Here is a 20,655-nt window from a genome sequence, read left to right on the forward strand (position 1 = left end):
AGGCTGATCCCGTGATAATATAACTGATATTGAATATCATGCAGGCAGGAATCATCTGCGGCAAGCCTTGGCGGTGCAATTTTCCGTCATGCGTTATTATGCCGTTGTGACGATGTAATTCGCATCGCGTGAGGATGAGACCACGAGTTCGGCATTGGGAATATCATTGGAAAGTGCGCGCTGACGTGCTGCGTCTTCTGTGTGTCCATGATCAAGCCAACGCTGGATGAGGCGACGTTCAAGCTCGGAAAAAGGCACTTCCAGAAAGATCGTCATATCGAAAAACGATGCGAGTTCCGTCCAAGGCTCCTGATTGAGCAAAAGATAATTGCCTTCCACCAGCAGAATTTGATGATCGACGCGCACAATTGCTGCGCCAGCGCGTGCAAGATCAAGCGTGCGATCAAAGGCCGGAATGATGACGTCTTCCGAAGCATTTTTCAAACGCCCCAGCAGAGCTGCAAAACCTGCGCAGTCAAAAGTGGGCGGCGACCCTTTACGGCTTCGAAGGCCGCGCTCTTCAAGGATTGCATTGTCCAGATGAAAGCCGTCCATCGGCACAATAACGGCTGACCCTACTCCGCCTTTATTGATCGCATCCCGCAGATACTCAGAAATCGTGGATTTACCTGCTCCGGGTGGACCAGCAATCGCAACAATCAAACGGCCGTCTGTATTCGAAAGCTTTGAGAGGATTTCTGCCGGCAGGTTTTCTGTTGGGCAAGGCTTCATATGAGGGCACCAGAAATGAAAAATAGACGTGTTTCTGCAGAACAGCACACAGTTTGTTATTTTCAAACAATAAGTTTGATCTATCTTGTCTTGCAATGACCGCAAAGACTGATCACTTGCTAGTTCAAATCATTGAATCGAACGGGAAAAATATGACCGTCAAGACAGTTGCAACCACGCCCTTTCAGGATCAGCAACCCGGAACATCCGGTCTGCGCAAGAAGGTTCCGGTTTTCCAGCAGCCCAATTATGCTGAAAACTTCATCCAGTCGGTTTTCGATGTGCTGGACGGCTTTGCGGGCAAGACGCTCGTGGTTGGTGGTGATGGTCGCTTCTATAATCGCGAAGTGATCCAGAAAGTCATCAAGATTGCAGCGGCCAACGGTTTCGGCCGCATCATGGTTGGTCAGGATGGTATTCTCTCCACACCTGCAGCTTCCAACATGATCCGCAAATACAAGGCTTTTGGTGGTCTCATTCTCTCCGCCAGCCACAATCCCGGCGGCCCGAACGAAGATTTTGGCATCAAATACAATATCGGCAATGGCGGTCCTGCGCCTGAAAAGATCACCGAAGCGATCTTTGCGCGCTCGAAGGTGATCGATCAGTACAAGATCATAGAAGCAGCTGATATTGACCTCAACACGCTTGGAACCGCCAAAGTTGGCGACACAGAAATCGTGGTCTTTGATCCAGTCACAGACTACGCCGAACTGATGGAAAGCCTGTTCGACTTTGATGCTATACGCGCCATGATCAAGGGCGGCTTCGGGTTGAAGTTCGATGCCATGCATGCTGTTACCGGCCCATATGCCAAGGAAATTTTTGAGCACCGTCTTGGTGCGCCGGAAGGCAGCGTGATGAACTTCGTTCCGCTGCCAGATTTTGGCGGACATCATCCCGATCCAAATCTCGTTTATGCCAAAGAGCTTTACGACCTTCTTATGTCGGATAATGCACCGGATTTTGGCGCGGCATCGGACGGCGACGGCGACCGCAATCTCATCATCGGACGCGGCATTTTCGTAACCCCTTCCGATTCTTTGGCAATGCTTGCGGCCAATGCGCATCTGGCCCCCGGTTATAAGGACGGCATCAAGGGTATCGCCCGTTCCATGCCAACCAGCGCGGCGGCTGACCGCGTTGCGGAAAAACTCGGCATTGGCATTTACGAGACACCAACCGGCTGGAAATTCTTCGGCAATCTGCTCGACCACGGCAAGGTGACGATCTGTGGTGAGGAAAGCTCCGGCACTGGCTCTGACCATGTGCGCGAGAAAGACGGGCTGTGGGCAGTTCTGCTTTGGCTCAACATTCTGGCGGTGCGCAAGGAAAGCGTGAAAGCCATTGTCGAAGAGCATTGGGCGCGTTTTGGCCGCAACTATTACACCCGTCACGATTATGAAGCTGTTGATTCCGACATCGCAAAAAAGCTGGTTGCTGATCTGCGTGGCAAGCTTGCAAGCCTGCCGGGCACCAGCGTCAACGGTCTGAAGATCGAAAAGGCCGATGATTTCGCCTATCATGATCCGATCGACCATTCGGTAAGCGAACATCAGGGTATCCGCATCTATTTTGAAGGCGGTGCGCGTGTCGTTCTGCGTCTTTCCGGCACAGGCACATCGGGCGCCACCATCCGCATCTATATCGAGCGCTATGAGGCAGATCAGGCCAAGCATGATCTCGACACGCAGGAAACACTGGCAACGCTAATTGATGCAGCAGAACAGATTGCCGAGGTAAAAAAGCGCAGCGGGCGCACTGAACCGTCGGTGGTCACATAATTTAAAAAGGGCCCTGTCGGGCCCTTTTCCTTTTGCGGGTTATTCAAACACGATCGTCGGAGCGGGCTTTCCAGCTCCCTCACCCGACTTCATATTCCCCCAAACCTTGGCTGCAATATCACGATAGATTTTCGCGTGTTCGCTGTCGGGTTCAACGACCGTGATCGGTGTGCCGTTGTCGGAATGCGCACGCACATCCATATGCAGCGGCACCTCCCCAAGGAATGGCACGTTGAGGCGCTCTGCTTCCTTGCGCGCGCCGCCATGGCCGAAAATGTCATAGCGCTTGCCAGTATCGGGTGCGATGAAATAGCTCATATTCTCGACAATACCCAAAAGCGGCACATCGACCTTACGGAACATGGCCAGTCCTTTGCGCGCATCAATCAGCGCCAAATCCTGCGGTGTGGAAACAACGACTGCACCCGCCAGCGGCACCTGCTGCGCCATGGTGAGCTGTGCATCACCGGTGCCGGGCGGCATATCGACGACCAGAACGTCGAGATTACCCCATGCCACTTCGCGCAGCATCTGTGTCAGCGCCGACATGACCATCGGTCCGCGCCAGATCATCGGCGTGTCTTCATCCACCATGAAACCCATCGACATCACCTTGACGCCGTAGTTTTCCATTGGCTTGAGAATGCGGCCTTCAACAGTTTCCGGGCGACCAGAAAGACCGAGCAGGCGTGGCATGGATGGGCCGTAAATATCGGCATCAAGAATGCCGACCTTCAGGCCATTTGCGGCCATACCGAGCGCCAGATTAACGGCAGTGGTGGATTTACCGACGCCGCCCTTGCCGGACGCAACAGCAATGATTGCGCCAACGCCGGGAATACCAGGCTTGGCTGCCGGACGCGGTTGTGGTGGTTGGCGATTTGGCGCTGCTGCAGCCTGTGCGGGACGTGGCTGTGGTTTTGGTGCCGGGGGCGCATCATCACTTGTGCGACCGCCCTTCTTTTCCGCAGTCAGCGTGACCAGCGCACCGGACACACTCGGAATTTCCTTAACCGCCTTTTCAGCAGCCAATCGCATTGGCTCAAGCCCGTTTGCGCGATCCGCAGGAACTGTGATGGAAAAGAAGACCTTGCCGTCGGCAATGAAAATATCCGACACCAGACCAAGCGACACAACATCGCTTTCGAAATCTGGTCCTGTCACGGCTTTCAGCCGTTCGAGAACCTGTTCACGCGTTACGCCTGACATTATTCCAACCTCGTCTGCGGCAAGCTCTCCGCTTGCCCGCTTTGCATGTCTTGAGATAATCCAGTTTTAGCCAAAAGGCCAATAGAACCAAGCAAAGAGTTTTGAGAGACAGGTGACATAATGGCCAAAGCCATCCACACGATGATACGCGTTCTTGATGAGGGAAAGTCTGTTTCCTTCTATGATCAGGCTTTCGGTCTGAAGATCGCCGAGCGCATCGATTTCGAAAGCTTTACGCTTGTTTATCTGCGCAATGACGAAGCCGACTTCGAAGTAGAGTTGACCATCAACAAGGGGCGTACAGAGCCATATAATCTTGGCGATGGCTATGGCCATTTAGCTTTTGTGGTCGATGCCCTTGATGCAGAACATGCTCGTTTCACAGGACTGAACTTCAAAGTCGGCAAGCTGGTGGACTTTAAGAATGGTGACGTGCAGGTCGCGCGCTTCTTCTTTGTCGAAGATCCGGATGGCTACAAGATCGAAGTCATTCAGCGCGGCGGGCGCTACGTTTGAGTAAGAGGGTAAGGGGGGCCCAGGCCTTCTTTGAGCGCAAGCAAAATTCCTGGCACTGAGCTCCCACCCTATTCTCTACTGCCTTAAGAACGCTTCTATTTGACGCTTGGCAAAGACAGCCACGTTGGAATAGATAAGGTCGATCCTGAAGGAGATTTTTCGGTTGAACACGCGCGCAGTCCAGTTACGGGCAACATTGGCGATACGTATTCTGAGCGTATTGGCACTGATGCTTGTCGCTTTTGGGCACAAGCCTGTTACGCTCGCTTCTCCTGAACAATTGCTCCTTGCAGAATATGTTCTGCCTGATGGTAGTTATCCCATTCTCTGTATCACCGATCACGCAGTCGATCAGGACGGGCATGATCGGGATCAACATCTGCATAACAGTAATATCTGCGATGCCTGCCGTATTTCGTCGGCATTCCTTTGCCCTACCCCCGCACCATCAACGGGTGCTGCACCGAATGTTGCCGCTGCTGACATTGTCGTACCGTCAGAGCCAATCTTACGGCAAACAGCCTATCCACCGTCTGCGCCGCCACAAGCGCCGCCCTTTGCCTGAAATCAATTTTCCTGCGCACGCTTAACAGCGCTGCGTCCCTAAATTTGATTATTCAGGTTTCTTACGATGAAAAACACTCGTTTTCTTACATCCGCTATTTCGGTTCTCGCACTTTGCGCTTCAGCCGGCTTTGCCAGTGCCCACTCGTCACTTGAACAGAGCGAAGCCAAGGCGGGCGGTTTCTACAAGGCGGTTGTCCGCATCCCGCACGGCTGCGAGGGCAAAGCCACGACCGCTGTAAAGATTGAACTGCCAGAAGGTTTTGTTTCAGCTCAGCCACAGCCAAAGGCTAGCTGGAAAGTTGAAACAGCCAAGGGCGACTATGCGCAGAGCTATAAGATCCACGGCAAAGACATAACCTCCGGCGTAAAGCAGGTCACATGGAGCGAAGGCGAGTTGCCAAGCGACTTCTATGATGAGTTTGTCGTGGTTGGCCAGCTTGCCAAGTTCGATAAGGACACGACCCTCTCCTTCCCAGTCACGCAGTTCTGCGGCACAGATGATTCCGTCGCATGGACCGAAATTGCAGCCGAAGGCCAAAACCCCCATGATCTGGAACATCCGGCACCACAGCTTCGCGTGATGGCTGCGTCTGGCGCCGATGAACATGCGGGCCACGGTGGGCATGGTGACCACGGAAACCACGGCGATCATGCTATGGCCCCAACCAAGGTCGGCGATCTTAGCATCAGCGGCCCATCAATCCGCGCCATGGTTCCAGGTGCAAAAGTCGCTGGTGGCTTCCTTACCATCAAAAACGACGGCAAGGATGCAGACAAGCTGGTCAGCGTCACAACAACCGGTGTCAAGCGCGTTGAAATCCATGAAATGAGCATGGAAAATCAGGTCATGAAGATGCGCAAGCTCGACGGCGGCTTGGATATTCCAGCTGGCGAAACGGTTGAGCTGAAATCCGGTGGCTATCACCTGATGTTCATTCAGCCAGACCAGCCTTACAAGGAAGGCGACAAGGTTTCCGCGACGCTGGAATTCGAAAAGGCTGGCAAGATCGATCTCGAATTTCCTGTGACGCCGCAGAGCGGCAAGTCCGACGATCATTCAAACCACTAATATCGTAAGACGCCACAGCATAATTCCTTAAATCTGAATCAGATCGAGGTAAAATTATGCTGTAAATATAGAGTGTTAGAGCGACATTTGTGCGTCCAAAAGGGCGCACGGCGCTCTAGAGCAAAGGGCGGTGATGCGCCTCTCTCCGTGCGTTATGCGCCCGTTTGCCGCAACCGCTACCCAATTGTAGCGGTTGCGTTCTTCGTTTATTGCTATAAACATGACTTTAATAGTCTAGAATAATTCTACACTGTTGAAATAATTCACTTTTCTAAAAGCTGAGTAATTGACTCCAGATCAATTTAGGGCTTTTATGCGCGAGAGTTATTTTGTGCAGCCTTTGATGTTTGGGCCTTGAACCCGTTCGATTGGAGGACCTATGATCGGTCTCAGTGAGTGCCGGTCCGCAAATGTGGATGGGTTGCCTTGGCAACTTCATCTTATGCCGACCGGATATTGCAATGCGCGAGGGGAAACTGAACGCCTCGCGAAGCAAAAGCAGCAAAGCTGCGCGTCAGTTCGTACCTCTGAGTGGAGGCGAACATGAATATGCGCATAACAGAGCTGAACGGCGCCAACAGCGTGGGCTATTATGATCGCCTGCCTGAGAAGCTCGTGCTGGAAGGCTATCGCCGCTGGACAGCCGGTTTTGAAACCGGATCGATCATTCCTTGGGAAATGACCTGGGGCCTCTATTCGGAATTGCTTGGACCATCGGAAGCAAAGCGTGCTGTGGGGGAGCTCTCGCAGTTCATTCGCGTGCTGCGTCATTGTGCAAGCTGCCAGCTACGCGCCTTTCCATTCGATTCACAGCATGTCTGCCGAGAAGAGTGCCTGACGCTCGGTCTGATTTCAGGCTTGCAGAATCAGGATGGCTTACTGCTCCAAACCTGCCTTGAAGCAATCGCCTGCAAACGGCGTTGCGACGATGTGGCAGATGCAGCCCGCAGTTTTGCCGATACTTTGGCCGATTTCGGACAGACTTTGTTGCCAATACCGATTCACGCCATCGACAGTGCTTTGAACATAAACCGGCGCGCGACCTTTCACTGATTTCAGGAACGCTGCGTAGGAAATGAATTTGATTTAGGCCGCAGAAAGCGGCGCGAGGAGAACGAAAATGCAAGCCAGAACCGAACGACGCCTCGGCTTTGTTGCTGCTATCGCACTAACGACGGCAGCCTTTGCCATGCCAGCAATATCGACCCAGATGGCGCAGGATACGACTGCACCAACCACCCTTCATGCATCGGTCGACAGCATGAAGATCGAGCTTTCTCGCCTTGTTGCTTTTGCTGACACCGCGACCAAGCCGGTTCATTACGAATAAGCAAAAGTAACGATCAGCCGGGCGAAACGCCTCCAGTCCGTCCGGTAAAAACGAGAGCGCGTACATAGATCATATGTGCGCGCTCTATTTTTTGCCCATCGGTGAACCGATCATCCAACGATGATCGGTGCCTGTCCCTGAACACGATTATAAAGATCGATAATGTCCTGGTTCATCAGGCGGATACAGCCCGAGGACATTGACTGACCAATCGACCACCATTCCGGCGACCCATGGATGCGGTAGCCCGTGTCGCGGCCATTCTGGAAGATATAAAGCGCACGCGCGCCCAGCGGATTTTGTGGGCCAGGCTCTTGACCATTGCGGTATTTTTCAAGCTCCGGCTTGCGCTGAATCATTTCCGGCGGAGGCGTCCAGCGCGGCCATTGCTTCTTGTATTGAACATTGGCGCGGCCCTGCCATTCAAAGCCAGCCTTGCCGATGCCGACGCCATAGCGCAGCGCTTCGCCACCCGGAAGAACGTAATACAGGAAGTGATCCTTGGTGCTGACCACGATGGTTCCCGGCGCCTCGCCTGTCGGATCAGGCACGATCTGACGGCGAAATTCTTTCGGCACTTTCTGATATGGAATGGCTGGAAGTGCATAAGGCCCTTCCTGCACCGAAGCATACATCACATCCGGCGTCGTAATGTTCTTATCGACACTGATCTGCGGACGCATCGGCGAAATGCCGCTTGTGGACATCGGGTCGATGTTCATCTGAAAAGCAGACATGTCCATGGTTTGCGAACAGCCCGCGACACCGCCAAGCATGGCAGCGCCGGTGCCCAGCAGAAAATGACGACGGCTTAATTTCTCACTCAACTTAGACATACAAATCGTCCAACTCGAAACAATCGGCAAAATGCCCTTTTATCGTCCCAACAATTTGCGTCCTTATGGTTGAAGAAGCGTTAAATCACTCGCGTAAACGTTAAGAAAAATGGTTACCGTGAGGTCGATATAATAAAGGCCGGGGAGATACCCGGCCTTTTTGATCAAGCTGTGCTGATCGATCAGTAATCTTTTTCGTAGAAGATACCGCCGCTGGAATCGCCTTCTGATCCAAGCGCGCCCTTGACCTTCAGGTTGCGGGAAATGTCTAAATTGACGGTGCCTTTGGTCGATCCGCCAGAACCGGCTTCAACACCCAGATAAATATTGTCCCGAATATAGCGACCCGCACGGACGGCAGTTTCGCCCTTGCTGTCAGTCACGACATCAATATCGTCGAGACCTGTTCCCTGACGCAGTTTACCCATCAGCGAGTTGTTGGAACCGCCGGCCAATTCTGCCGCTGCTGCTGCAAGCTGTGCAATCTGAAACGCCGACAATTCGCCGATTGAGCGCTTGAAGATCAGATGCGCCAGCACTTCGTCCTGCGGCAATTCCGGTGAAGACGAGAACACGATATTGAGATTATCGACCGTGCCGGTCACCGTAACAATTGCCGTGATGTCATCGCCTTCACTGCGTGCAACAAAGTTGATTTGCGGATTAAGGTCGCCAACGAGCGTGACATGTCCTTCATCGAAGGTGATGCGTTGGCCGAGAATGCCAATGCGACCGCGAATAAGATCAAATGAGCCAACGGGCTGGATGCCGGTCACAGGACCTGTCAGCCGTACGCGACCGCCAAGCTCAGTATCAATGCCACGACCACGAACAAATATCTGGTTTGGCGCGTTTACAACGACATCAAGACGCGGAACTGTCGGGCGAGCAGTGGGCGTCGGCACCTTGCTGCGGCGCGTTTCCACTTTAGCGCGATCGAGCGTCGCCTGAACGTTCTTGGGCGTATTGATATGGCGCACCGGAACATAGGTTGCACCACCGCCAAGATTCTCCGGCACAGTAATTTCGGCACGATCCACATCGATGCGGCCTGCGATCAGCGGGTCACGCATCAGCGGCCCGGTGATCGTAATGCCACCATTCACCGTTGCCACCACCAGCTTGCCGTCGGCATAGCGCGCACGATCAAGTTTGATATCAATATTCGCCGGGAAATTGGCTGCAGCATTAGTCGAGATCGTACCGGTCGCAGAAATCGCGCCACCACTGCCAAAGGCTGCATTGACCTGACGGAGCGTGATGGTTTCACCCTCCATCGCGCCCATAATATTGATGTTGTTCAGACGAACATTGGTTTCAGGATCGATAAACTGCGCACCTGACGCCGAGAACATCCCGCGAAGCTGTGGCTTATCAAATCCGCCTGAAACACTTGCCGTCAACGAAAGCGTACCGCTTGCCTGCGCACCACGGTCCGCAAGGAAGCGGTTGGCGAGTGCTAGTGGAAGACTGCCAGAAACATTGACACCAAGGCCCTGTCCCGAGAATGGAACCTTGCCGTTGGCTGTGACATTGAGGCCCTGCGGACCATCAACAGTCAGCGAAGAAATATCGACCGCCTTTGCCGCATAGTTACCAGCAGCTTGCAGGCTCAGCGGCGCAAGGCCGTTGTCGCGCAGAGGCTTTGCCGCCAGTCCTGTACCACGCAGATTGAAGCTTGCAGCAGGATTGGTCAAAGGTCCGGTGACACGCGCTGTACCCGTGACATTACCCGCAAGGTCCTGCCCTTTCACAGCGCCATTCAGTGCAGTCAGTGGCAGATTGGCGAGATTGATATCGACCGCCATATCGCCCTGTCCGAGCGGAACACTACCCTTTGCGGTCACATCAATGCCACCACCACCAGTAACATGAGCATCCACATTCAGACGATTATTATCCGAGCTACCCTTGGCATCAGCATTGAGCGGCGCGATGCCCTGATCTTTTAGCTGTGCCGCCGTGACGCCCCGCGCGGCAATATCGAAAGCAGCATTCGGGTTCTCACGCGTTCCTGTGACGCGAGCCGTGCCATTGAGCGTGCCGCCAAGACCAAGATCAGGTTTGAAGGTATTAGCGAGCGCCAAAGGCAGATTGGAAAGTGCAACCGAAAGATCGAGACGCTCTCCAATCGCACCATTGACCTTTACCTGACCGTCACCGGTATTGACGATGATATCGCCAAACGAAATGTCACTGCCTTTCATGGCGATGGTTGCAGGCGCTGCTAGTACCGCTGAAAGTGAACCCTGCCTCACATCGGCAGATGACAGCCCCAGCTCAAAACCACCATCCTTCGGCTCCAGCGAACCGGATGCGTTGGCCAAAGTGCCAATCTTGAGCTTGGTGCTCGCAGTGAAGTCGGTCTTTGTTCCCGTTGCATTGGCCTTTGCATCAAAATTGTCGATGCCTAAAGTGCCAACGAGAATATCGCGCGCTGCCGCTGTGCCATCGACGACCGGTACACCAAACAGATCCTGTGCCGTTAGCGCAATATCAGCCGAAGCAATGTGATTACCATTGATCTTGAGACTATTGGCCTTGGCATTAACAGTTGCATTCTGGCGTTCGCCATTGGCATCGAGCGTAATGTCGGCATTCGCCGCACCCGTTGCATCGGCGAGGAAAAGTGCCGCGGCGGTCGAGATATCCGGTGCATCCACATTGAGCTGGCCAGCAAGAAGGCCTTTGGCGTTCTGTGTAACATTGCCAGAAAGATGCGCGCCGCCTGCATTGAATACAAGGTTGGTCAGACGCTTCTCGTCATTGACGATATCGATTACTGACCCGAAATCAATCTTCTCGCCATTGAGGAACGCACTGCCTGCAAGCTTGCCGGAAAGCGATGCACCCGTCGTTGCATTGCCGTCCAGAAGCGCGTTGAAGTCGAGAGCGCCATCGGCGAGCTTGCGGTCGGCAAGCGTTCCCTGTGGTGCATCGGCACGAAGGGCCAAAGCAATAAGCTTATCATCGCCACGCGCGCTGCCCTTGATCGTCATGCGACCGGAAGCTTTGTCGGACAGAAGCTTGAGATCAGACAGCATGACGCCAAAATCGAAATCGGCTTTATCGGATGCAAATGAGCCATTGGCAGTGATTTCGCTCAGCTCATTGCCGATGCGGAAATCACGCGCGGAAAATCCTTCCGCGCTGCGCCCCAGAGCGCCACTGAGGCGGACTTCACCGTCGAGGATATTATCCACGGCTTCGGTGCCGATACGCATTTTCTGCGCCGTACCATCAAGATTGAGCTGGAATGCGCCGCTGATCGGCCTGACAATGCCGGATGCCTTCACGTCAATGCTGCCAGCCAGATCACGTCCGGCAAGCTCGGCATAAGGAGCAAGGCTCGCAACCTTGGCAATGATATCGCCGTTGAATGCAAAGTCATCAATGTTGCCCTGAAGCTCAAGGCTCAAACCATTGCCCTCGATGCTTGCCTTGGCGAGCTCAACAGCCGAACCGGCGCGCCAGCCGCCCGCAATCGCCAGATCGATTTTCTGACCCAGCGCTTCGGCAACTTTTGCATCCGTAGCATCAATACCGCTGATGCCGCCGTTCACATTGAAAGTGACGTGGCGATTTGTAATATCACCAAGATTTTCAGCAACGCCGCCCATATCCAGCGCGATGCTGGAAGCGGATACGGTCGTATTCTTGAAACCTGAAACCGCAAGCTTACCCGTCCAGTCATTGTTTGGACGATCACCATAAGAGATTTGCAGTGTGGCGTTGTTGATAGTCGTATCACCACCCTTTACCGGCAGGAGTACCTCGCCCTTGCTGTCATCCTGAATGGCCGCATCAACGCGAAGCTTGTTCAGGAAGCCATCATTTCCGGATTCAGCTGAAGCTTTTATCTTCAAAGCAGCGGTATTCAACGCCAGATCATCAAGGCGGAAGCCACCGCCGTCTTTCAGCAAACCATTGGCGACAAGTGCAGTCTCTGCACCAAAGAAGTCGCGAAATGCTGGCGGAACCAGAACCGCGATAGGTCCATCGACACGCGTTGCAAAAACGCGTCCATCAGCCTGACGAACCAGCGTAAAGCCGCCGGTGAGCGTACGGCTGCCATTGGTATCAAGAGCCAGATCGATCTTGAGGTCGTCGAGCGTGCCATTGCCGGTCAGCGTTAGATCAACAGGCGGACGGCCATCAATATTGAGCACATTGGCAACAATACCATTGGCAGGTTCCGCAACCTTCAGATCGAGATCAAGTTTCTGATCGGCATTGGCATAAGCTGCCCGGAGAGAAAAATTGCCACCCGGACCATCAAGGCGTTTGATATTGAAAGCGGAATTCAGCGATCCATCGGCCAGCGACAGATTACCGTTGAGCGAAACTTCCGATTGCAGGCCGAAAATATCCTGACCAAAGTGCAGGCTTGAGACGTCGAGGCTGTCGATATTGATCGAAAGCGGCAGTTCCGGCAGGCTGAAGCTTGATGATTCAGGCGAAGGCAGACTGTTATCCGGCAACGGCTTGCGGATCAGGTCAATACGCTCTGCCACCAGCGACTGAATGCTGAGTCGGCCAGTGAACAGCGCCGTGCGGCTCCAGTTGAGTTTTGCATTTTCAATTCGCAGCCATACACCTTCACGGTCGGCAATGGTAATTGCGCCGACACTCGCTTCAGATGACAGAAGACCACTCAGACCCGAAAACTGGATACGACGGTTTGGCGCGGAAAGCTTGCTCTCCACGAATGAAATGAAATACGATTTTTCCTCTTCCGCCTGCTCCTGCGCGACCACAGGAATAGCGAATAGAATGAAGGCTAAGAGTGCAAAAAATCTGGTCAAAACGCCTGTCCTATGCCTACGTAGAATGCATAGCTCGGATCGCCCGAGCGGCGGTTAAGCGGGAGTGCGACGTCGAGACGGATCGGCCCAAGCCCCGTCAGATAGCGTAAGCCGAGACCCGCGCCGACACGCATTTCTTCCGAAAAATCTGGATAGGATTGCTCACCCACATAGCCCGCATCGACAAAGCCGACGACACCGATGGAATCGGTGACACGTGCGCGCACTTCACCCGATGTCTCAACCAGCGAACGGCCACCGATGACATCGCCCGTCGATGTTTCAACACCGACACCGCGATAGGAATAGCCACGGATGGATCCACCGCCACCCGCAAGGAACAGCTGGTTGGGCGGCAGATCTGCAATATCGGCACCAACAACCGAACCGACCTTTACGCGACCTGCGAGAATCACGCGGTTTGTTGCTCCAAACCCGTAATAGGCACGGCCCTCAGCTGTAAAACGGGTTGCAAAATTGCCGCGTTGAAACTCGTAGAACGGCTGAATATTGCCTTCGAGATAGACACCGGAGCTTGGGTCGGGCTTGTTGTTACGGCCATCATAAAGAAGATTGCCTTCAAGCCCGCCTGTCGTGAATTCACGCGTTCCGAAATAATCGTCATCGAAGCGGCCATGGCTGGCCTTGGCATAAAGCGCTCCCGAAAGCTCATCACTGAAAATCTGCGTGAAGCCGGTCTTCGCATTGATCGATGTTTCGGTATAAGCGTCGAGCACTTCACGCTTTGCATCGAGTGCTGCGACGAAATCCGTGTCTGGCGTATAAACCCCAGGCTTTGTGAAGCTCGTGCCAAGCGTATAAGTAAAGTTGGCCGGATCGAACGAGTTGTCTTGTGAGCCACCTACACCACTGACCTTGGCATCAAAGCGCAAACGTTCGCCTCTGCCGAACAGGTTGCGGTGCATCCAGTATCCGGTGACGCCGAAGCCATCAAGCGTTGAATATTCTGCACCAAAACCAAAGCGGCGTGGCTTGCGCTCCTGAACATTGAGCGTCATTGGCAGACTGCCATCCGCCTCAATTTTCTCGGCTTCCTCGAAATTCATCGCACGGAAGACTTCCATGCGACCAAGCCGCTTTTTAGCCTTCTCTATATCGTCAGGATCGTATTCCTGTCCCGGCTTCAAGCCCGTCATCCAGGCCACGAATTGCGGGTCCATACGCGCTGTACCAACCACACTCACAGGACCGTAATGCGCCTTACGACCCGGATCGAGCGAAACGTCAGCGGCAAGTGTATTGCCGTCGTGATCCGCAACAATGTCTTCACCGGTTACTTTTGCCTTCGCATAGCCCTGCTGACGCCAGGCCTCGACTGCCAGACGCTCTGCCTTCAGGATCGTACCTGAACGGGCAACCTGACCGGGTGCAAAGCCAGCTTCTTCCGGCGACTGCACTTTATCGCGCTTGTCGACAGGCGGCGGCGCAATGTTGGAAATTGCTGTGCGCGAGAACAAAAACTGAGGACCGGGATCAACTGAAATGTCGATCTTGGCATTGTCTGGTATATCGGCATCAACGGGAATATCATTGGCTTCACGACCATCAACCTTGATGGAGATCGTGCCACCATATCGACCTTCGCCATATAGCGCTGATAGAATGCGGCGATAATCGCCACGCGCCTTGGCCAAAAGCCCTGCTGAACCTGATGCTGGCTTATCTTCATCCGATACGAGGCCAGAAGCGCCTTCGATAACGGATTTCACGTCAGCATCGCTACCGTCAGCATTTTTGCGACTGCCCGTTGCCTCGACGTTGACCGAATAATGCTTGGGATCGGAGATGACCGCATCGGCATCCTCCGTCTTATCCTTGCCCCAGAGACGGACACCAAAAATCTCGAACGCCAATGCAGGCGACACCGTCATCGAAGCAAATTGCACCGCAAGCGCGAGCACAATAAGACTTCTTCCCTGTATCGTCCTGTTACTCCAAGTCATACACGTTACTGTCCGGTTTCTGTTTTACGACCGCTCGGGTAGCGCTTCGTCCTCCCCCAAATCCCAGGACGATTCAGGGATTAACATAGAGTAGTGGGAAGGCCAAGCTTCAACCCAGATGCGTTAAGACATTTCAGGCCCGGACGAGATTTTATCTAAGCAAAACCGAAAATACACATCGGCTCGATCAGAATCTCAAAATGCTTCCAAAGCCCAAACATTCTTTATTCCCTATTTTGAATAGATTGAGTCAATGGAGGGTTAATATGCAAAGCGAACATTGCAAAATGATTGCGGCCCACTGGAGGGAGGAGTTTCCAGTGAGCCGCGGATCAGGCCATCAGGAGGGGAGGATAACGACCTGATATCGATTGATTTACAGCGGTTCCAGCTAAGAATGTACCGTTGGAACCGCTGTAACTGTTTGTTTTTACGCATTATCCGATGCAAAACCGCTTCGCACTTTTGCTGGAAATGCTATAAGTAATTATTCCTACCGTCCGGCATGCATGGGACGCATGTTTCCAAAATGCATGCCGCCAACACCAAAACCGCCACCAAAACCACGATTACCGAATGCTGGTCGGTTAAGCCCGCCGAAGTGACCCTGACCAGATGTGAAGCGCGGCCCCACAATCGGACCAGGCCCCCAGTTACCGCGAACCTGGCCCTGCGGCCATCCACGGCCACCCCATTGTGGACCATGGCCCCAGCGAGGGTTCCAGCCATTGCGCCCACCGCCACGATTGGATTGGCAATTGCGGCCAATACAACCGTTGTAATAGTTTGGCCCGCCTCGCCAACCTGGACCGCCCCAACCCGGCCCCCAATAGCCGCCACCTGTTGCCCAGCCGAGACCTAGACCAAGACCGAAACCAGGGGCCCAACCGTCGTTGTAGCCATCATTGCCGACAATTACAGTCGTGTTAGACGGAGCAGCATAAGCGTTGCCGTTATAGGAGCCAAAGCGAACATAACGTGCAGAAACAAACCCAACTCTGTTGCCATTATAAATCTGGCACCAGCTTCCACGACATGACCCCACATTCACGCTAACACCTGCGGGCAGAGCAGCCAAACGCGCATAATTTGCGCCGGGTCCACTGCGAACATTTACGTTTGCAGTCACAGTTGCAGAGGCTGCAAACGCCAATGCCGGAACTGCAACAGCCATAGCAAAAGTCAATCCCCCAACAAACTTATTATTAAGTACTCTCTTAAATAAAAACATCGATACTTCTCCAAATATGCAACTACACAAATGCAATGCGAAGAAATTAACGAAGCAAAACATACAACATTAAATAGATTAAATCAAATAAGTCTGTTTATGATGGTAAATATCATTATTGTTGATGCGGAATTATAAACACAAGAGCCGCATTACGGATATCATCCAGCAATAAGGATCGAAATTTTATTAAAATTTTATACAAGATAAACTTGGAATAAATGACTCATCTTCTTACCAAGTAAAATGAAAGCGCCCCGGAGGGAACCGGGGCGCCACGCGGCTTTTAAGGGGGGAGAGGGAGGAAAAAAGCCGCGGAACCGGGCCGTCAGGCCAGGTATCTGGTATCAAAAGGCCTACAGAAACATGCCCTTTGAAGTTTGATTATGGCAGATTACGTGCATCATCCGGCGTCATATACATCGGCATCATATTGGTATCGAGGTGATGCATGACCCAGATGGAGCCAGCAAGCACGATGGCCAGAATGATGACCGTGAAAATGAGCGCCAGGATGTTCCAGCCATTTTCCGACTTCGGATCAAGATGCAGGAAGTAAACCAGATGCACCAGGATCTGAACGACGGCGATACCGAGCACGATGGCTGCGGTAGTCGCAGGCGTGAAGTAACCGTTCATGGCCAGCATGAAGGGAACGACGGTGAGAATAACCGCCAGCACAAAGCCAATCAGATAAGACTTCAGGCTGCCATGTGCGGCTTGATCATGTGTTTCGTGTCCAGAGCTCATCACAATACACCCAGCAGATAGACAAGGGTAAAGACGCCAATCCAGATGATGTCCAGGAAGTGCCAGAAGAGGCTCAAGCACATCACGCGCGTCCGGTTCTTTTCAGTCAGGCCATCGCGCAGAAGCTGGGCCGAAAGCACCAGAATCCAGACCAGACCCGAAGTAATGTGGAGACCATGCGTTCCGACCAGCGCAAAGAATGCCGAAAGGAATGCTGAGCGGTCAGGGCCTGCACCTTCCACGATCAGGTGATGGAATTCATAGATTTCCATAACCAAGAACGCCGCACCAAGCAGGAAGGTTACGCCCAACCAGAACAGAACGCCTGCACGGTTATTCCTGTACATCGACAGCGTCGCCAGACCATAGGTCAGGGACGACACCAGAAGCAGCATGGTTTCAGTCAACACAAACTGCAGGTCGAAGAGTTCACGGCCGGTTGGACCGCCCGCGAACTGATGTGCAAGAACAGCATAGGTTGCAAAGAGACCCGAGAAGAGAACGCAGTCGCTCATCAGGTAGATCCAGAAGCCGACCAGTGTGGTCGACCCTGCATCATGATGGTCTTCGTGAGCGGGATGCTCGTTTCCGCCCTTGAAAGGGCCGGTAGTCGTAACAGTCGCGCTCATGGATCATGCCTCCTGAGCATTCAGTTGCCGGGTATAGGCGTCTTCGACGCGCTGTACTTCATCGGCCGAGACATAGAAGTCCCTGTCATTGTTGAAGGAGTGGGCGATAGCAACTGCGAAGACAGCGATGAACGACGCAATTGCCAACCACCAGATATGCCACACCATGGCAAAGCCAAATGGAATGCACAGGATACCGATGATGAAGCCAGTTCCGGTGTTCTTTGGCATATGAATGCGCGCGAACTTTTCGGTACGACGAACATAATCGTTCTGCTTCATATCCCACCAGCTGTCGTGATCGCGGACATGCGGCACTTCAGCAAAGTTGTAGAATGGCGGAGGCGACGAAATCGACCACTCGAGTGTACGACCTGTGCCCCATGAGTCGCCATCAACAACGCGCAGCTTTTCGCGATCGCGGATGGAGATCATGATCTGCAGAACCTGGAACACAATACCGCAAAGGATAATCGCGACACCGATAGCAGCAACGATCAGATAGATGTGCCATGCCGGGTTTTCGGTGTGGTTCAGACGACGGGTCATACCCATCAGGCCGAGCACATAGAGCGGCATGAAGGCGAGAATGAAGCCAACGAGCCAGCACCAGAATGCCTTGCGGCCAAGACCTTCATGCAGCTTGAAACCAAATGCTTTTGGCCACCAGTAGATGAGACCGGCAAAGCAGCCGAACAGAACGCCCGAGATGATCACATTGTGGAAGTGGGCGATCAGGAACACGGAGTTGTGCAGTACGAAGTCTGCAGGCGGAACAGCAAGAAGAACGCCTGTCATACCACCAACAACGAAGGTACACATGAAGCCGATGGTCCACATGACCGGCGTTTCCATGCGAACCCGCCCCTTATACATGGTGAAGAGCCAGTTGAAGACTTTTGCACCGGTCGGGATCGAGATGATCATCGTTGCAACGCCGAAGAAGGCGTTTACGCTTGCACCGCCACCCATTGTGAAGAAGTGGTGCACCCAGACAAGGAATGACAGAATGGTAATGGCAACGGTCGCGTAAACCATCGATGCATAACCAAACAGACGCTTGCCAGAGAAGGTCGCAATGATTTCAGAGAAAACGCCAAAGCAAGGCAGAACCAGAATATAGACTTCTGGGTGACCCCAGATCCAGATCAGGTTCACATACATCATCGGATTACCGCCACCATCATTGGTGAAGAAGTGGAAATCCAGATAACGGTCAAGCGACAGCAGAGCGAGCGTGACGGTCAGGATCGGGAACGCAGCCACGATCAGGACGTTCGAGCAGAGTGCGGTCCAGGTGAAAACCGGAACCTGCATCATGCCCATGCCGGGTGCACGCATCTTGATGATGGTTGTGATCAGGTTGACGCCCGAGAGAAGCGTACCCATACCGGAAATCTGCAAGGCCCAGATATAATAGTCGACCCCGACATCTGGACTGAACTCCTTACCGGAAAGCGGTGGATAGGCCAGCCAGCCGGTCTTGGCGAACTCGCCAACGCCGAGCGAAACGTTGATCAGAATCGCACCAGCAACTGTCAGCCAGAAGCTCAGTGAGTTGAGGTACGGGAACGCAACGTCGCGCGCACCGATCTGAAGCGGTACGGCAAAGTTCATCAGACCGACGATGAAAGGCATTGCCACGAAGAAGATCATGATCACGCCATGGGCGGTGAAGATCTGATCGTAGTGATGTGGCGGCAGAAAGCCTTCATTAGCGCCAGAAGCAAGAGCCTGCTGGGCACGCATCATGACAGCGTCCGAGAAGCCGCGGAACAGCATCACGAAAGCCAGAATAATGTACATAATGCCGATGCGTTTATGATCGACAGAGGTCAGCCAGTCGTTCCATAGTGGACCCCACTTTTTATAGTAGGTAATGGCTGCGAGAATAGCGAGCGCCCCACCAGCTATCGCGGTCAATGTGACCATGATGATAGGCTCGTGATACGGGATCGCTTCGAGCGTAAGTTTTCCGAACATTTCTATTCTTACTTCGATTGGAGTGCGATCAGCGGTTTAGCCCCGGACAACTTCCAGGGCTAAGCCGCATCGGCAAATCAGTTTTCAAGCTGCGACAGGCGCTGCGGCTGAATGGCGCAAATGATGTCATTTGCCCAAAGGCTGAAATCGACTGGCGAAGACTTGCGTAGATTTGCGCGAGCTTCACGAACCATCTGAGCCTGATGCATCTGATCATCCAGGCAGACCGACTTGCCATCCCAGCAACGGTTTACGATGTTATGAAACAGTGCCTTGTCGTTATAAGCAAAATGCTGAACCGGAGCTTTTTCACTTGGCTGAACCAGCGAAGCATAACGCTCACGCGACAGTTCCTGACCAGAAGCCTTTGCATCAGCAACCCACTTGTCAAAGCCAGCCTGATCCAGCGAATGCGCCTTGAAACGCATCTGGGCAAAGCCCTGGCCGCTATAGTTTGCGGAAATGCCGTCGAACACACCTTCGTGGTCAGCAATCAGGTGAAGCTTGGTCTGCATGCTAGGCATGGAATAGACCTGGCTACCGAGTACCGGAATGAAGAAGGAGTTCATGATATTGCTGGAAGTCAGCTTGAAATTGACAGGCACACCAACAGGCATTGCCATTTCGTTGACAGAGGCAACACCCTGATCCGGATAGATAAACAGCCACTTCCAGTCGAGCGCTACGACTTCGACATTGATTGGCGGAATATTTGATTCCAGCGGACGATAAGGATCGAGCTTATGCGTGCTGATCCAAGTTACCGTTCCGAGAACCACAATAATGGCGCACGGAATAAGCCAGACTGCGGCTTCAATCTTTGTAGAATGATGCCAGTCAGGTTTGTATTCTGCTTTATCGTTGTCGGCGCGATACTTCCACGCGAAGTACAAGGTCATAAAGATGACCGGCAGCACGACGAGAAGCATCAAACCAGTTGCGAAAAGCATGAGATCGCGCTCAGCCACACCGACCTCTCCTTTCGGAGAGAGCAGGACTTGGTTCTCGCAGCCGGCGAGAAACGCCGTGAGGGCCAAGACGGCGAACGAAACGATCGTCCGGGGGGTGCCGTGTTTCATTTGTCTTTCCATCCTGCGCGCAGAGCTTCAGCTCCGGCGCATGCGTCATTTCCTAGTTTTCGGTAAATTCTGAAAATTCCAAAGGAACCGTTATAACGAATAATTCCGTTTGTCACCTGCCTGGAGCAAAATGTACTGGTTCGAAATGTCGCGGCCGGACACGCCACATGA

At 53.2% G+C, this 20,655-nt stretch carries 16 protein-coding genes; 6 read left to right on the top strand and 10 right to left on the bottom strand.

All coding sequences use genetic code 11. From position 1 onward, the window contains the following. Positions 1 to 96: 96 nt before the first annotated feature. The gene (locus RT142_RS04235) at positions 97 to 732 is read right to left on the bottom strand and encodes a nucleoside/nucleotide kinase family protein (RefSeq protein WP_112804580.1); all 636 of its coding nucleotides are present in this window, start codon (positions 730 to 732) and stop codon (positions 97 to 99) included. Between the two features lie 152 nt (positions 733 to 884). On the opposite strand from RT142_RS04235, the gene RT142_RS04240 reads away from it, so the two are divergent. Next, entirely contained in the window at positions 885 to 2,516 is a 1,632-nt protein-coding gene (locus RT142_RS04240) for an alpha-D-glucose phosphate-specific phosphoglucomutase (protein WP_112804579.1), read from the top strand. 39 nt (positions 2,517 to 2,555) lie between these two features. Here RT142_RS04240 and apbC read toward each other — a convergent pair whose 3' ends face one another. Then, a complete protein-coding gene (gene apbC, locus RT142_RS04245; RefSeq protein WP_112804578.1) occupies positions 2,556 to 3,725 on the bottom strand; it encodes an iron-sulfur cluster carrier protein ApbC in 1,170 nt (389 codons plus the stop codon). Positions 3,726 to 3,845: 120 nt separating this feature from the next. Here apbC and RT142_RS04250 point away from each other — a divergent pair, with 120 nt between their 5' ends. The 5 genes from RT142_RS04250 (at position 3,846) to RT142_RS04270 (ending at position 7,207) form a co-directional block, all read left to right on the top strand. Then, entirely contained in the window at positions 3,846 to 4,241 is a 396-nt protein-coding gene (locus RT142_RS04250; protein ID WP_112804577.1) for a VOC family protein, read from the top strand. A 163-nt stretch (positions 4,242 to 4,404) separates the two neighbouring features. Next, entirely contained in the window at positions 4,405 to 4,806 is a 402-nt protein-coding gene (locus tag RT142_RS04255; RefSeq protein WP_112804576.1) for a hypothetical protein, read from the top strand. Positions 4,807 to 4,872: 66 nt separating this feature from the next. Beyond that, entirely contained in the window at positions 4,873 to 5,877 is a 1,005-nt protein-coding gene (locus RT142_RS04260; RefSeq protein ID WP_313027573.1) for a DUF1775 domain-containing protein, read from the top strand. Positions 5,878 to 6,420: 543 nt separating this feature from the next. Further along, positions 6,421 to 6,930, top strand: coding sequence for a hypothetical protein (locus RT142_RS04265; protein ID WP_192797974.1), 510 nt, complete (start codon positions 6,421 to 6,423; stop codon positions 6,928 to 6,930). Positions 6,931 to 6,997: 67 nt separating this feature from the next. Beyond that, the gene (locus RT142_RS04270) at positions 6,998 to 7,207 is read left to right on the top strand and encodes a hypothetical protein (RefSeq protein WP_064320009.1); all 210 of its coding nucleotides are present in this window, start codon (positions 6,998 to 7,000) and stop codon (positions 7,205 to 7,207) included. 110 nt (positions 7,208 to 7,317) lie between these two features. On the opposite strand, the gene RT142_RS04275 is transcribed toward RT142_RS04270, so the two are convergent. The 8 genes from RT142_RS04275 to cyoA all read right to left on the bottom strand — a co-directional run bounded on the left by RT142_RS04275 (position 7,318) and on the right by cyoA (position 20,484). Beyond that, positions 7,318 to 8,043, bottom strand: coding sequence for a L,D-transpeptidase (locus RT142_RS04275; protein WP_007873013.1), 726 nt, complete (start codon positions 8,041 to 8,043; stop codon positions 7,318 to 7,320). A gap of 182 nt (positions 8,044 to 8,225) precedes the next feature. Continuing rightward, positions 8,226 to 12,848, bottom strand: a complete 4,623-nt coding sequence (locus tag RT142_RS04280) for a translocation/assembly module TamB domain-containing protein (protein WP_313027578.1) — start codon at positions 12,846 to 12,848, stop codon at positions 8,226 to 8,228. Further along, the gene (locus tag RT142_RS04285) at positions 12,845 to 14,770 is read right to left on the bottom strand and encodes an autotransporter assembly complex protein TamA (RefSeq protein WP_007873010.1); all 1,926 of its coding nucleotides are present in this window, start codon (positions 14,768 to 14,770) and stop codon (positions 12,845 to 12,847) included. The genes RT142_RS04280 and RT142_RS04285 overlap by 4 nt, the downstream gene beginning before the upstream one ends. Before the next feature lie 535 nt (positions 14,771 to 15,305). Further along, on the bottom strand, positions 15,306 to 16,043 hold the full coding sequence (locus tag RT142_RS04290) for an SH3 domain-containing protein (protein WP_112804573.1): 738 nt from the start codon (positions 16,041 to 16,043) through the stop codon (positions 15,306 to 15,308). Between the two features lie 384 nt (positions 16,044 to 16,427). Further along, positions 16,428 to 16,793, bottom strand: coding sequence for a cytochrome o ubiquinol oxidase subunit IV (gene cyoD / locus RT142_RS04295; protein ID WP_007873008.1), 366 nt, complete (start codon positions 16,791 to 16,793; stop codon positions 16,428 to 16,430). Next, positions 16,793 to 17,422: a cytochrome o ubiquinol oxidase subunit III gene (cyoC, locus tag RT142_RS04300; protein WP_007873006.1), complete on the bottom strand. Its 630-nt coding sequence runs from the start codon at positions 17,420 to 17,422 to the stop codon at positions 16,793 to 16,795. Before cyoC ends, cyoD begins: the two co-directional genes overlap by 1 nt. 3 nt (positions 17,423 to 17,425) lie before the next feature. Continuing rightward, positions 17,426 to 19,405: a cytochrome o ubiquinol oxidase subunit I gene (gene cyoB, locus RT142_RS04305; RefSeq protein ID WP_007873004.1), complete on the bottom strand. Its 1,980-nt coding sequence runs from the start codon at positions 19,403 to 19,405 to the stop codon at positions 17,426 to 17,428. 77 nt (positions 19,406 to 19,482) lie between these two features. Further along, positions 19,483 to 20,484: a ubiquinol oxidase subunit II gene (cyoA, locus tag RT142_RS04310; protein WP_064322346.1), complete on the bottom strand. Its 1,002-nt coding sequence runs from the start codon at positions 20,482 to 20,484 to the stop codon at positions 19,483 to 19,485. Positions 20,485 to 20,655 lie beyond the last annotated feature (171 nt).

Source organism: Brucella sp. (assembly GCF_032066345.1).
Taxonomy (GTDB): Bacteria; Pseudomonadota; Alphaproteobacteria; order Rhizobiales; family Rhizobiaceae; genus Brucella; species Brucella pseudogrignonensis.

Excerpts from the sequence above, each read along its gene's own strand:
- RT142_RS04235 (WP_112804580.1), bottom strand. The coding sequence starts at position 732 with ATGAAGCCTTGCCCAACAGAAAACCTGCCGGCAGAAATCCTCTCAAAG.
- RT142_RS04240 (WP_112804579.1), top strand. The coding sequence starts at position 885 with ATGACCGTCAAGACAGTTGCAACCACGCCCTTTCAGGATCAGCAACCC.
- apbC (WP_112804578.1), bottom strand. The coding sequence starts at position 3,725 with ATGTCAGGCGTAACGCGTGAACAGGTTCTCGAACGGCTGAAAGCCGTG.
- RT142_RS04250 (WP_112804577.1), top strand. The coding sequence starts at position 3,846 with ATGGCCAAAGCCATCCACACGATGATACGCGTTCTTGATGAGGGAAAG.
- RT142_RS04260 (WP_313027573.1), top strand. The coding sequence starts at position 4,873 with ATGAAAAACACTCGTTTTCTTACATCCGCTATTTCGGTTCTCGCACTT.
- RT142_RS04265 (WP_192797974.1), top strand. The coding sequence starts at position 6,421 with ATGAATATGCGCATAACAGAGCTGAACGGCGCCAACAGCGTGGGCTAT.
- RT142_RS04270 (WP_064320009.1), top strand. The coding sequence starts at position 6,998 with ATGCAAGCCAGAACCGAACGACGCCTCGGCTTTGTTGCTGCTATCGCA.
- RT142_RS04275 (WP_007873013.1), bottom strand. The coding sequence starts at position 8,043 with ATGTCTAAGTTGAGTGAGAAATTAAGCCGTCGTCATTTTCTGCTGGGC.
- RT142_RS04290 (WP_112804573.1), bottom strand. The coding sequence starts at position 16,043 with ATGTTTTTATTTAAGAGAGTACTTAATAATAAGTTTGTTGGGGGATTG.
- cyoD (WP_007873008.1), bottom strand. The coding sequence starts at position 16,793 with ATGAGCTCTGGACACGAAACACATGATCAAGCCGCACATGGCAGCCTG.
- cyoC (WP_007873006.1), bottom strand. The coding sequence starts at position 17,422 with ATGAGCGCGACTGTTACGACTACCGGCCCTTTCAAGGGCGGAAACGAG.
- cyoB (WP_007873004.1), bottom strand. The coding sequence starts at position 19,405 with ATGTTCGGAAAACTTACGCTCGAAGCGATCCCGTATCACGAGCCTATC.
- cyoA (WP_064322346.1), bottom strand. The coding sequence starts at position 20,484 with ATGAAACACGGCACCCCCCGGACGATCGTTTCGTTCGCCGTCTTGGCC.